14 protein-coding genes and 1 tRNA gene are annotated in these 12,470 nt (G+C 57.4%); 8 read left to right on the top strand and 7 right to left on the bottom strand.

The features are described from left to right. The first annotated feature begins 2 nt into the window (after positions 1 to 2). From FMN52_RS12635 to FMN52_RS12655, 5 genes are all read left to right on the top strand, one after another. Complete coding sequence (locus FMN52_RS12635) at positions 3 to 428, top strand: heme-binding protein (protein ID WP_148608947.1); 426 nt, start codon at positions 3 to 5, stop codon at positions 426 to 428. A 39-nt stretch (positions 429 to 467) separates the two neighbouring features. After that, the gene (locus FMN52_RS12640) at positions 468 to 1,940 is read left to right on the top strand and encodes an FAD-linked oxidase C-terminal domain-containing protein (protein ID WP_148608948.1); all 1,473 of its coding nucleotides are present in this window, start codon (positions 468 to 470) and stop codon (positions 1,938 to 1,940) included. Continuing rightward, positions 1,933 to 3,000, top strand: a complete 1,068-nt coding sequence (glcE, locus tag FMN52_RS12645; protein ID WP_148608949.1) for a glycolate oxidase subunit GlcE — start codon at positions 1,933 to 1,935, stop codon at positions 2,998 to 3,000. Before FMN52_RS12640 ends, glcE begins: the two co-directional genes overlap by 8 nt. A 2-nt stretch (positions 3,001 to 3,002) precedes the next feature. Then, a complete protein-coding gene (gene glcF, locus FMN52_RS12650; protein ID WP_148608950.1) occupies positions 3,003 to 4,211 on the top strand; it encodes a glycolate oxidase subunit GlcF in 1,209 nt (402 codons plus the stop codon). 102 nt (positions 4,212 to 4,313) lie between these two features. Further along, positions 4,314 to 4,754, top strand: a complete 441-nt coding sequence (locus FMN52_RS12655; RefSeq protein ID WP_148608951.1) for a DUF4124 domain-containing protein — start codon at positions 4,314 to 4,316, stop codon at positions 4,752 to 4,754. A gap of 12 nt (positions 4,755 to 4,766) precedes the next feature. On the opposite strand, the gene rhtB is transcribed toward FMN52_RS12655, so the two are convergent. Further along, positions 4,767 to 5,387, bottom strand: a complete 621-nt coding sequence (gene rhtB, locus FMN52_RS12660; protein ID WP_148608952.1) for a homoserine/homoserine lactone efflux protein — start codon at positions 5,385 to 5,387, stop codon at positions 4,767 to 4,769. Positions 5,388 to 5,399: 12 nt separating this feature from the next. Beyond that, positions 5,400 to 6,353 (bottom strand): calcium/sodium antiporter, encoded by a 954-nt coding sequence (locus FMN52_RS12665; protein WP_148608953.1) that lies wholly within the window; start codon positions 6,351 to 6,353, stop codon positions 5,400 to 5,402. A gap of 188 nt (positions 6,354 to 6,541) precedes the next feature. Here FMN52_RS12665 and FMN52_RS12670 point away from each other — a divergent pair, with 188 nt between their 5' ends. Both FMN52_RS12670 and FMN52_RS12675 read left to right on the top strand, forming a co-directional pair. Further along, complete coding sequence (locus FMN52_RS12670; protein WP_148608954.1) at positions 6,542 to 6,982, top strand: universal stress protein; 441 nt, start codon at positions 6,542 to 6,544, stop codon at positions 6,980 to 6,982. 92 nt (positions 6,983 to 7,074) lie between these two features. Then, a complete protein-coding gene (locus FMN52_RS12675) occupies positions 7,075 to 8,646 on the top strand; it encodes an inorganic phosphate transporter (RefSeq protein WP_148608955.1) in 1,572 nt (523 codons plus the stop codon). On the opposite strand, the gene FMN52_RS12680 is transcribed toward FMN52_RS12675, so the two are convergent. Continuing rightward, complete coding sequence (locus FMN52_RS12680; protein WP_148608956.1) at positions 8,624 to 8,869, bottom strand: hypothetical protein; 246 nt, start codon at positions 8,867 to 8,869, stop codon at positions 8,624 to 8,626. The two genes, FMN52_RS12675 and FMN52_RS12680, sit on opposite strands and share 23 nt — an antisense overlap. A 62-nt stretch (positions 8,870 to 8,931) precedes the next feature. Beyond that, positions 8,932 to 10,740: a Na/Pi symporter gene (locus tag FMN52_RS12685; protein WP_148608957.1), complete on the bottom strand. Its 1,809-nt coding sequence runs from the start codon at positions 10,738 to 10,740 to the stop codon at positions 8,932 to 8,934. 316 nt (positions 10,741 to 11,056) lie between these two features. On the opposite strand from FMN52_RS12685, the gene FMN52_RS12690 reads away from it, so the two are divergent. Beyond that, positions 11,057 to 11,245 carry a hypothetical protein gene (locus FMN52_RS12690; protein ID WP_148608958.1) on the top strand — a complete coding sequence of 63 codons (189 nt, stop codon included), beginning with the start codon at positions 11,057 to 11,059 and terminating at the stop codon, positions 11,243 to 11,245. A 125-nt stretch (positions 11,246 to 11,370) separates the two neighbouring features. Here the strand turns inward: FMN52_RS12690 and FMN52_RS12695 are convergent, their stop codons facing one another. The 3 genes from FMN52_RS12695 to FMN52_RS12705 all read right to left on the bottom strand — a co-directional run bounded on the left by FMN52_RS12695 (position 11,371) and on the right by FMN52_RS12705 (position 12,425). Next, the gene (locus FMN52_RS12695; RefSeq protein ID WP_148608959.1) at positions 11,371 to 11,736 is read right to left on the bottom strand and encodes an EF-hand domain-containing protein; all 366 of its coding nucleotides are present in this window, start codon (positions 11,734 to 11,736) and stop codon (positions 11,371 to 11,373) included. A gap of 219 nt (positions 11,737 to 11,955) precedes the next feature. Next, positions 11,956 to 12,031, bottom strand: a tRNA-Phe gene (locus FMN52_RS12700). A gap of 121 nt (positions 12,032 to 12,152) precedes the next feature. Next, entirely contained in the window at positions 12,153 to 12,425 is a 273-nt protein-coding gene (locus FMN52_RS12705) for an oxidative damage protection protein (RefSeq protein ID WP_148608960.1), read from the bottom strand. Positions 12,426 to 12,470 lie beyond the last annotated feature (45 nt).

Raw genomic sequence — 12,470 nt, forward strand, 5'->3', positions numbered from 1 at the left:
TTATGTTGACGATCAAACGACTGGACCTTGCCGAAGCGCGCATCCTCATTGAGGGTGCCGCGGAAAAGGCCCGCGAGATCGGCGTGCCCATGTGCATCGCTGTGGTGGATGAATCCGGCAATCTGGTGGCCTTCGAGCGCATGGACGGTGGCAAGATCACCAGCGTGACCATTGCCCAGGACAAGGCCTTTACCGCGGCCGCGGCCAAGAAGGCCACCCATGACTACAACAAGGTGAATGTGCCCGGCAGTCTGGCTTTCGGTATCCATACCGAAGTGGGCGGGCGCATCAGTTCCGTGGGTGGTGGCCTGCCGGTGATCGTGGACGGCGATGTGGTGGGAGGTATCGGAATCAGTTCCGGTACCCCCCAGCAGGACATGGACTGCGCCCAGGCCGGTCTTGACCACTTTGAAACAAAGCGCGGTTGATGACTGTCACACTGACGTAATTCAAACCCAGAGAATGCTATGACTACCAAGCCGAAAGTCAGCAAAGCCGAGCTGGCGGAACAGTTCCGGGCCTTTATCGACCCGGACTACGTCATCACCGATGATGAAACCATGAAGCCCTACGAATGCGACGGCATGTCGATGTATTGCGAGATGCCGTTGCTGGTGGTGCTGCCCGAGACCGTTGAACAGGTGCAGCGTGTGATGCGCATCTGTAACGAGAACGCAGTGCCGGTCGTGGCCCGTGGTGCCGGAACCGGGCTCAGTGCCGGTGCCATGCCCAACAAGGAGGGTGTGGTTCTGTCTCTGGCCAAGTTCAACCGCATTGTCGAGATTGACCCGCTGGCACGAACGGCAAGGCTCCAGCCCGGGGTACGCAACCTCGCTATCAGCGAAGAGGCGGCCCAGTACGGCCTGTATTACGGGCCGGATCCGTCCTCCCAGATCGCCTGCACCATTGGCGGCAATGTGGCGGAGAACTCCGGAGGCGTGCACTGCCTTAAGTACGGGCTAACGGTTCACAACATCCTTAGCGTCGAAATGGTGACGGCTGAGGGGGATGTTGTCACCGTCGGCAGTGATGGCCTGGACGGCTGCGGGATGGACCTGCTGGCGCTGATGACCGGCTCGGAAGGTCTGCTGGGTGTGGTGACGGAAGTCAAAGTGAAGCTTTTGCCGAAGCCGGAAGTGGCCCAGGTGGTCATGGCCGGGTTTGATGACGTTCAGAAAGGCGGGGACGCCGTGGGCGGTATTATTTCCCACGGCATCATCCCCGGTGGCCTGGAAATGATGGATGGCCATGCCATTGTTGCTGCGGATGACTTCGCGCAGGCCGGCTACCCGCGGGACGCCAAGGCGCTGTTGCTTTGTGAAGTGGACGGCACCGAGGAGGAAGTTCACGAACACATTGCCCAGGCCGAAGAAGTCTTCCGCAAGCTGGGTGCCACTTCGGTTCGGACCTCTCAGAGCGAGGAAGAGCGAGCCCTGCTGTGGAAAGGCCGCAAGTCTGCGTTCCCGGCCGTTGGCCGGATTTCACCGGACTACTATTGCATGGACGGTACCATTCCCCGTCGCGAGATCGCTTATGTGCTGACGGAAATGGAGAAGATGTCCGAGGAGTTTGGTCTGCGCGTCGCCAACGTGTTCCACGCTGGTGATGGCAACCTGCACCCGTTGATTCTGTTTGATGCCAACGTGCCCGGCGAATTTGAACGCACCGAGGCCTTTGGCTCACGCATCCTGGAAATGTGTGTGGAGGTAGGTGGCTGCATTACCGGTGAACACGGCGTTGGCGTTGAAAAGATTCGCCAGATGGCGGTGCAGTTCAACGATGAGGAGCTCCAGCAGTTCCACGACGTAAAGGCCGCGTTTGATCCCGCCGGTATCCTGAACCCGGGCAAGGGCGTACCGGCCCTTCGGTTCTGTCAGGAATACCGCTCCCTTGAGCATAAACAACACACGCACGAACATACGGAAGCCGCCCATGGCTGATATTTCCCAACAGTTGAAGGAGCAGGTGCTCCAGGCCCGGGACAGCGGGCACAAACTCAATATTGTCGGCGGTGGCACCAAGGCCTTCATGGGCCGGGAAGCCGACACCGATGCCGGAACCCTCAACGTGGGCGAGCATACCGGTATCGTTGACTATCACCCGGTGGAGCTGGTTTTGACCGTCCGTGCCGGCACGCCGCTGAGCGAAATCGAGGCGACTCTGGCTGAAGAAGGCCAGTGCCTGCATTTTGAACCACCCCATTTTGGTGCTGCCTCCACCATCGGCGGCACCCTGGCCTGTAACCTTTCCGGTCCGGGACGCCCCTGGGCCGGCTCGGTGCGGGACCAGGTTCTGGGTATTCGGCTGCTGAACGGCAAAGGTGAGCACCTTCGCTTTGGCGGCCAGGTTATGAAGAATGTGGCCGGCTACGACGTATCCCGCCTCCAGGCTGGCGCCCTCGGAACCTTGGGGGTGATTACCGAAATCAGCATGAAAGTGATGCCGAAGCCGGCGGCCTCCCTGACCCTGGTTCAGGAAATGGGCATGGACGAGGTGATTCACTATATGAACAGCCGCGCAGCTGAGCCTAAGCCAATTACGGCCGCTTGCTGGGTGGATGGAAAAGTATACCTGCGCCTGGCTGGTGCTAAATCCGGCGTGGAAGCCACGGCTGAAAAGTGGTCCGGTGAGGTGATGGAGCAGGGCGACCAGTTCTGGCAGCAGGTGCAGGATATGCAGCACGCCTTTTTTGCCGGTAACGACGTGCCTCTGTGGCGCTTTTCGGTGGGCTCGACGGCCGCCACGCCAGAGCTGGAAGGCAACTGGTTCATCGACTGGGCCGGTTCCCAGCGCTGGTTCCGTGGAGCAGGTCAGCTGAAAGAACTTGAACCTGCTGCCCGTGCTGCCGGTGGCCAGGTCAGCCTGTTTCGGGGTGGCGATCGCAACGGTGAGGTTATGCACCATCAGCCGGAGGCTCTGAAGGGGATTCAGCGCCGCATCAAGAATGCCTTTGATCCGGACAACATCTTCAATCCCGGACGTTTATACAGCTGGTTGTAATTATGCAAACGAATCTGGTTCAACAATTTGCCAACACCAAGGAAGGCCAGGAAGCCGAGTCCATCCTGCGGGCCTGTGTGCATTGTGGCTTCTGTACCGCTACCTGCCCGACCTATCAGGAGTTGAACGACGAGCGAGACGGCCCCCGGGGCCGGATCTACCTGATGAAAATGTTCCTTGAAGGGGCAGAAGTCACCGAGAAAACCCAGGAGCATCTGGATCGCTGCCTGACCTGCCGTAGCTGCGAGACTACCTGCCCTTCCGGGGTTCAGTATGGCCGCCTGGTGGACATCAGCCGTGGCCTGATGGAAAAGGAACTGCCCCGGAAACCGAAAGACAAATGGCTGCGCTGGGCCCTGGCCCGAGTGATTCCGAACCGCCAGTTGTTCGGCGCGCTGCTCCGGATGGGGCAGGTTTTCCGCCCGGTGCTGCCGGAAAAGCTGCGCACCAAGGTGCCGCCCAGGAAGCAGGCGAGCCCGTGGCCCGCGGCCAGCCACAGCCGGATTGCGCTGGCACTGGCCGGCTGCGTGCAGCCTTCGGCCACTCCGAACACCAATGCTGCGGCCGCCAGGGTTCTGGACCGGCTCGGCATCACCATGGTGGAAGCGCCAGAGGCCGGATGCTGTGGTGCCGTGAACTATCACCTTTCCGAGCATGAGAAAGGTCTGGAAAGAATGCGCCAGAACATTGATGCCTGGTGGCCCGCCATCGAAGCGGGTGCGGAAGCGATCATCATGACGGCTTCCGGCTGTGGCGCCATGGTGCAGGATTACGGTCATCTGCTGAAAGACGATCCGGTCTATGCCGCCAAAGCGCAGAAGGTGAGCGAGCTGTGTACCGATCTCGGCGCCTTCCTGCTGAAACAGGACCTGGAGAAACTCAAGGTTCGCCAGGATCCGGGCAAGGTGGCGTTCCATTGCCCCTGCACATTGCAGCACGCCATGAAGCAGAACGGTGTGGTGGAGCAGGTTCTGACCCGTGCCGGTGTTAATCTCGCTGCCACCAAGGACAAGCACCTTTGCTGTGGCTCTGCTGGCACCTATTCGGTGACCCAGCCGGAGATGAGCCAGAAGCTGCTTGGCAACAAGCTGAAGGCTTTGACCGTCGACAATCCGGACCGCATCGTAACCGCCAATATCGGCTGCCAGATGCACCTGGAGACCAAATCACCGGTGCCGGTACAGCACTGGATTGAACTTCTGGATCAGTAGAACGCAAGTTGGGGTCAGATGGAATTTTCATCTGCCCCCAAGCCTTTGGCTTTTTCGCTATACTGCCCCACCAAATTACCGAACCACAGGGAGTGGAATCGTATGCCAAGGATGATGGCAGGTCTCGTTTTGTCTTTTTTTCTCGTTTCAATAGCCAACGCCGACGTTTATACCTGGATAGACAGCCGGGGCGTGGCACATTACTCCGATTACCCGCCGGGAGAAATTCCCCATAAACAGGTCCAGGTTCGGGCGCCTGTTACAGTGCCGATGTCGGAGAATCTCAGGCAAGGGAAACGTGTGTCCGGAATCCGCAAAGAGGTTGAAGGCCTGCTTGCCTCGGGGCGTCCGGGAGGTTCCGGAATGACCGCAAAAGAGAAGGCCGATGCCGAGCTTGAGAAGACCTGCGCAACCTACAGAAGCAAGTTGGACCTAGTCCAGTCCAAGCTGCGGGCGGGTTATAGCAACGACAGGGGGAATGCCCTCAGGCAGCAGCGCAGGACGCTCAGCCAGAAGCTCAGCCGTGAGTGTATCCTGCGTTGATTCGGCCCGGTATCAGGCGCGCTTGAAGCTGGCCAGGGCGACGGCGGCGGTGACGAATAGCCCTCCAAATACCCTGTTCATTTGCCGTTGGCGCCTGGTGGTCGTCATGAATCGGAACAGCTGGCTGGCCAGCAGCGCGTAGCCGAGCATCACCAGACAATCCACCAGAATCAGGGTAACGCCCATGGTGATCAGCTGCGGACCATGGGGGGCTCCGGCCATCAGAAACTGCGGGAACAGGGCCACGAGAAAGACCGTGGCCTTGGGGTTGGTCAGGTTCACGAACACCGCATTCCAGAACCTTTTGTGTCCGCTGACGGGCTGGCGATCATCGTCCATGGATTCCATGACCGGCTCGCGCCATTTGGAAATGCCCAGCCAGACCAGGTAGGCGACACCCAGCCATTTGATAACCGACAGGGCGATGTTCGAGGAGGCAATGATGGCGCCCAGCCCGGCACCCACCAGCAGAATCTGGATCCCGAAACCTAGCTGCAGCCCCATGATGGCCGGAAGCGAACGGCGAACACCGTAACGCATACCATTGCTCATGGTATTGATCGCCCCGGCGCCCGGGGAAACGCTGATCAGTACGGCCGCAACGAGGAAGGTCAGCCAGGCTGCCAGTGACATAATTTACGCTCCTTAAAAGGCCAAGAGATACACCGTATAGGCCACGAAGGCAAGCAGCAGGCCGCCGCCCTCAAGCCGGTTGATACGTCCGGGCCCACGGAAGCCATAGCACATTGTAAACAGAACCAGGGTGAGGGCAGCCATAACCGGGAAATCCCGGGCAAGCACTTCCGGCGCCACCGACATTGGCGCAATCAGCCCCGCAATACCCACAACAGCCAGGGTGTTGAACAGGTTGGAACCCAGAATATTGCCCAGAGCCAGGTCGTGTTCCCCTTTGCGTGCCGCAATGATGGATGAGGCCAGTTCCGGGAGCGATGTGCCAACGGCGACAATGGTCAGGCCGATAACCAGATCGCTGATGCCGAACATGGTGGCTAGATCAACGGCGCCCCACACCAGAATACGGGAGCTGACAATCAACAGCAGCAGGCCGACCACCAGCCATAAAAGCGCTTTGCGCAGGGGCATGGCGTGGACTTCTTCCGTCATCTCTTTGGCCAGGGTATCGTCCGGCTGCCGGAGGCCCTGATAGATGCTCCAGCCGATCAGCACCACGAAAACAAGCATCAGGCCGATGGCATCCAATCGGCTCAGGTCGCCGTCCCAGAGCTGCCAACCAGCAAAGGCGGTTACCAGGATCAGGATGGGCAGCTCTCTCCGCATGACCTGCGAGTGCACCGCGATCGGAGCCAGCAATGCTGTAATGCCGAGAATCAGGGCAATATTGGTGATATTCGAACCATAAGCATTGCCCAGCGCCAGCCCCGGGTTGCCCTGGGAAGCGGCAAGGGCAGAAACGGCCATCTCCGGCGCAGACGTGCCAAAGCCGACCACAACCATGCCAATCAGCAGCGGGGGCATTCCGAAATGGCTCGCTGTGGTTGCCGAGCCCTCTACAAATTTATTCGCACTCCATACCAGCAGAATCAGACCCGCAATGATCGCCCCAATGGCCATCAGCATTTCAATCACTCCTTATCGTCAATTGCCGTCTCGGCAGTGCAAGAATCAATGGTGGCATAGGTTACGGCAATAGGTATAAATGCGCCTCAATCATAAAACCGATCTAGCTGTAATTGATTTCAGTCAACCCTTCGGTGGTCGCAGCAATGTTACTTTGGTTAAACATTGATCAGAGTTGGAGGGAAGTTATGGCACAAGGAATTCAAAGCATCGTTGTGGCCTGTGATGGTTCAGAGCATTCGTCGCATGCCGCCAAAATGGCAGCTGACCTTGCTAAAGCTACCGGCCAACCACTCAAACTGTTAGCTGTATTCCCGGGTACCAGGGCAGAGAGGCTCATTGTAAGCGGTGTGTTGCAGAGTGATATTGATGAAGAAGCAAACGAGTACGGGCGCAAAGCGTTCGATACTGCGAAGAAAACCGTGAGCGGGATGGTTGAACCCACTGAAGAAGTCCTGCTCAAAGGTGACCCTGCCAAGGAAATCATTGATTACCTTGAGGACAATCCCGGAACCCATATGTTTCTGGGCCGGCGCGGCGACTCACTGGTAAGAAGCCTCACGCTGGGCAGTGTCAGCGAAAAGGTAGTCAGGCATGCCCACGGGCCGGTAACCGTTGTAAGCGAATAGCAACGGCTCAATTGCCAAAAAAACCGCGATTCTGATCGCGGTTTTTTTGGCTCAGAGGCTTGCACTAGTTATCGACAGATGGCGGCGTAAATATGGAGCTGGAACAACTCAATGCCATAGAAAAGGCGACCCGTTACGGCCGTGCTGAGGTTTTTCGTATCGGCCTGGCGGTGATATTCCTTGCCGGGATCATGTTGTACGTGCGCTCGATCGGAGCTGATGCTCCAAACATGGTCATGCTGGTGATAGCGGCAATGATCGGCGGATACATGGCGATGAATATCGGCGCGAACGATGTCGCCAATAACGTGGGTCCCGCGGTCGGTTCCAAAGCATTGACCCTGGCGGGGGCAATCGCGATAGCGGCAATTTTTGAGGCTAGCGGCGCGCTGATTGCCGGCGGCGATGTCGTAGGCACAATCAAAAAGGGGATTATCGATCCTGCGCTGATCGGAGATCCCGACACCTTCATCTGGCTTATGATGGCGGCCTTGCTTGCTGCGTCGCTCTGGTTGAATACAGCCACCTATATCGGGGCACCCGTCTCCACGACCCACTCAATCGTCGGCGGTGTCATGGGCGCGGGTATAGCGGCGGGTGGGGTCGATATCGTGGACTGGAACCAGTTTGGTCAGATTGCCGCGAGCTGGGTTATATCGCCAGTGCTGGGTGGGGCCATCGCAGCACTTTCCCTGTACCTGATCAAGCGCCGGATCACCTACAAACGGGACATTGCTCAGGCCGCCAGGTACAACGTTCCGCTGTTTGTCGCAATAATGGCCTGGGCCTTTGCCACGTATCTTGTGATCAAGGGGCTAGGCAAGATTGTCGACATTGGGTTTCTTCCCGCCATTGGCATCGGCGCGGTTGCTGGCGGCATCGTGTGGTGGATCACGAAATGGCTTATTGCCCGTTCTACTAAGGAAGTGGAAAACAGTAAAGCGGGGGTTGATGGCCTGTTCACCTACCCGTTGATTTTTTCAGCTGCGCTTCTGAGTTTCGCACACGGGGCGAATGATGTTGCGAACGCGGTGGGTCCTCTGGCCGCGATCAATGAAGCCGTACTGCAAGGCGGTGTCGCGGCAAAGGCGGCGATCCCCAGCTGGGTGTTGTTGGTCGGGGCACTCGGGATTGCTCTCGGTCTGGCATTGTACGGCCCCAAGCTAATACGTACCGTCGGATCGGAGATCACAGAGCTCGACCGCATGCGTGCCTTCTGCGTGGCTATGGCCGCGGCGATTACCGTTATCATCGCAAGCCAGCTCGGCCTGCCAGTGAGTTCAACTCACATCGCCATTGGGGGGGTGTTCGGAGTTGGCTTTCTGCGCGAGCATCTCAAAACTACCTATCGCCAGAAGATCGAGGAGATTGAGGCGCACCATGCCGGAGAGGATCGGGCAGTAGTAGAGCGTCTGCTCAAGGAGTTTGATGAGGCCTCGTTCGATGAGAAGGGAGAGATTCTCAAGAACCTGAAGAGCCAGAATGGTGGCTCTACGCCGATCTCGAAAAGTGACCGTAAGGGCCTGAAAAAAGTGTACCGTCAGGAGCTCGTCAAGCGATCGGCGGTATTCAGGATCGTGGCTGCCTGGTTGATTACGGTACCGTTATCGGGGCTGCTGGCGGCTGTATTGTTCTTCACCATCAGAGGGATGCTTCTTCCATAAGCTCTCGCAGTTTAGCGAGTTGCGCCTCGACCACGCGTAGGCGGACCTCGGTCTGAGCGGGTGTTTCCCGGGAAGAGCCGGACTTTAGCTGATCGCGGTATTTTGCCTGTTTTTTTTCAAGCTCCTGCTGCAGACGCTTCAGTTCCTTGCGCTTGAGGGACCTGCCCTTGTCGTGTTCACGCAGGACATCGTCAAGCCTGGCCACCAAATCCTTGAAACCCATTGTCCGACTCCGCCGTGATCGAAGATTGGTCTGCCCGGACGTCGTCACGAGCCATTGAGGTCTCAGAGAGTGATCTCTGCCTGGCCCTCATCACTCACCGACACTGCCTCCGTTGTCCGGGCCGCTTCCACATCTGTGGCTGTAAGAAGCGCACGCGTCCCAGCCAAAATAGCATCCACTGTCTCGCTGGCATAGGCGGAATCGTTAAGCAGGGAAGTGGCCATTGCTGAATCGATCCGCTTTGCCCCGAGGAGCCGCGTCACGCGCGCGACCATGGATTCACGGTCTACCCGGGCGCGTACGGCGATCTCGTCCAGCTCAAGTATTGCCGTGCTGGCATCGTCAAATTTGCCCTCGTAAAACCGGTGGGTTTCGCGGAGCACCATAGCGACCCGCAGCCGGAGATCGTTGTACTCATTACGGATCGCAGTGTTATCTGCAACCATGTAGATCGTGAGATTCTTGCGCAGATGTTTGACGTGCTTGATGGCTTCAACCATCTCGGCGGCAGCATGCTGCAGACGATAGAGGGAGTCGGTGGAGCTCGCCGGGGACATGCGCGCCATTCGCCCAGAGATAAAATCGAGGATGGCGTTATAAAGTCGCTTGACGCGCTGTCGATAGACCAGATCGATGTCGATGTCGATGCGTTCCCGGCTATGATTGATCATCCATGCCAGGTCATCGCAGTTGCGGATCTTCTCACGATGCAGGTGGAGACCGTGGGCCAGGATGACGAAGGCCTGATCGAAGAGGTGCCAGACCTCACGGCGGACAGCGGCATTTGCGCTATCGGGGAAGTCCATTGCGGCCGGATTCAGGTACTTGGGCTGGGCTTCGGCCTCTTCCTCACGTTCTGGCAGCCAGTGTTCCAGCGCGTTCGCCATCCGGGAAATTAAAGGCAACATTACGGCTACACCCAGGCAGTTGAAAAGGGTGTGGAATACCGCGAGCTTGACTGTGTAATCATCCTCTGCGATCGACATGAGCGCCGACAGGCTATCGACGGACCAGCGTAGCGGTTCGATCAGCACCAGGGCGATTGCTGCCGTTGCTATATTGAACAAGAGGTGGGCGCCTGCCAGCCGCTTGCCGGCGATATTCGCGCCGAGACCGCCGATCAGCGCGGTCACCGTGGTGCCAATATTGGCACCGATCGCCAGTGCCAGAGCATTCTCGTAGGTTACCTGGCCTGTGGCCAGGCCGGCCAGGGTCAGGGCCAGTGTCGCGTGGCTCGACTGCATGACGACGGTCGCCAGAATTCCGAGCCCTGTATAAACGAGCAGTCCGGTTACGCCCGTCATTGCATAGTCGCGCAGATCGACCGCCGACTGGTAGCTCTCGAATCCTTCCTTCATGAAATCTATGCCGAGAAACAGAAATCCCAGGCCGGCCAGAATCGCGCCAAGGGCCTTGAGCACGCGGGATTGCTGGAAGTTCAGCACAACGCCGAAAACAAGCATCGGCAAAGCAAAGGACGAGAGACTCATCTTCATGCCGATAGTCGCGAACAGCCAGGCACCGGTTGTGGTGCCAAGGTTGGCTCCGAAAATGATGCCAATGCCTGTGATCAGCGGAAGCAGGCCGGCGCTCAGGAAGGATATGGTAATGATCGATACCAGAGAGCTGGATTGCATAATGGCGGTGCTGACGATGCCAAAACCCAGACTCTTGGGAATCGTGTCCGTGGTCCGGCGCAACACCCTCTCCAGGAATCCGCCGGTAAATCGGCGAAACCCGTTCTCGAGCGAGAGCATGCCAAACAGGAAGATCGCAACCCCGGCGGCAATCTGTTTGAACTCGGGACTCGCCCAGAGCGCAAAAGCCAGAAGTCCGAGTATTCCGGCGAGGACGAATTGGCGGTAGTTCATTGGTTCATTTTTCCCGCAATTGGCTCGGGTTTGGCTTCGCGCGATTAGGACGCCACACCATGAATCGGGTAGCGTTTTGCTCTCGCGATCTTACTTTGTCACATTTATGTAATGGAAGTAAGCTCCATCCGTCCGGGCCTGTGCAGTAAAACTGTAGACATCACTCGCAGGCGTTTTGCTGCGCGAACAAATGCAGTCTTCAGTGTTGGCCCCAACCAAGGCCATCATTTGCCACAATTCATGCGAAAAACAACCGAGATAGATCCGGAGCCAGATCGTTATGCTGACTCAGTGAATTCAAGCAAACGAGGTGGCCATGAAGACTACAGAGTTGATCGAGAAGTGGCTCGATAAATGTGACCTGGCGAGACTGGCTCAGGAACGTTACGAAGAGGATCCGAGCCCCACGAACTACACAGAACTGAAAAACGCCATGTCTGAGCGACGGCTGATGGAGGAGCGCGTTGAGCCCAGGGCGAGTTATTCCCAAAGGGTTGCAGGGTGAGTCGTTCTTCTTGGGCCTCAGAAACGACAGAACCCGCACAAGGCGGGTTCTGTCTGGATTCGTAGTGGTGCCCGGCGGGCACCACTTTCATGTCTCATCAAATTGCGCCCAGGCGAACCCAGGATCTATTTCTTCACGGTCATGTTATTGCAGTGGGCGCGGAGCTCCAGACTGCTTATCCTTCCATCACCATCTGCATCGGCAAGTTGAAGAAATCTCGATCCGAATTGCACGGTGTCAGTGTTAGAGCTTTCGTCAAATGCGTCTGGAACATTACCGCAGGCGAGGTCTTCGGTGATTCCGCATGGGCGCAGGTAAACATGTTCAGAACGGTCGATGTAACCGTTACCATTGCGGTTAATGCATTCAAACAGCCCTTTGGAGCTCACAGATGCGCTGGAAGTTTTAAGCGTTGGTTCGACGTTGTTATTGACGCATCCAGCTACCAAAAGAGAAACCGCTAAAGATAGGGTTAGGTGGAGATTTCTCATGGTAATGCCCTCTGAAACGTTGCATTACTGATGTTGGGAGCCAAAAACAAAGGATATGCGAATGTTGCTAGGGGCGCCAGACATGCCTGTGCTGCAGCTGCGGGGCTCAGGAGACCAGTGGTTGGCAGGGAGAGTTGCGAAGTGTTTGTGGCGGATGTCCCTTAGGGCGGCCTAGAAACAACAAAACCCGCACGTGGCGGGTCTTGTCTGAATTCTTAATGGTGCCCGGAGGCGGAATCGAACCACCGACACGGGGATTTTCAATCCCCTGCTCTACCAACTGAGCTATCCGGGCATGTTGCGCTACTGCTGTGCAACGGGGCGCTATTAAACCGGTTTCGCTGTTTTGAGTCAAGGCTGAGCCGGAAAAATTTCTGAATCTTTTCAGGCATGCTCAGGCTTTGACCAATCCGGGGTTATTGTTCCGGTGGAACGTAGCCTTCGGCCTTGTCGAACGGCTCGTTGTTGAAGAAATGTTCCATCTGCGCCTGCAGGTACTTGCGGGTGTTCGGGTCCATCAGGCTCAGGTGTTTTTCGTTGATCAGCATGGTCTGCTGGGCCTGCCATTCTACCCACGCCTGTTTCGAAATATTCTCGAAGATATCCTGGCCCTTGGCGCCGGGCATGGGCGGGAAGTCCAGGCCTTCCAGTTCTTTCTGGTATTTGCGGCAGAAAACGGTACGGCTCATGGTGGCTCCTGTTGGCAAATGTTGCTGGCGGTGATGATAACAGAT

Origin of the sequence: Marinobacter sp. BW6 (assembly GCF_008107725.1) — a bacterium.
Lineage (GTDB): Bacteria > Pseudomonadota > Gammaproteobacteria > Pseudomonadales > Oleiphilaceae > Marinobacter.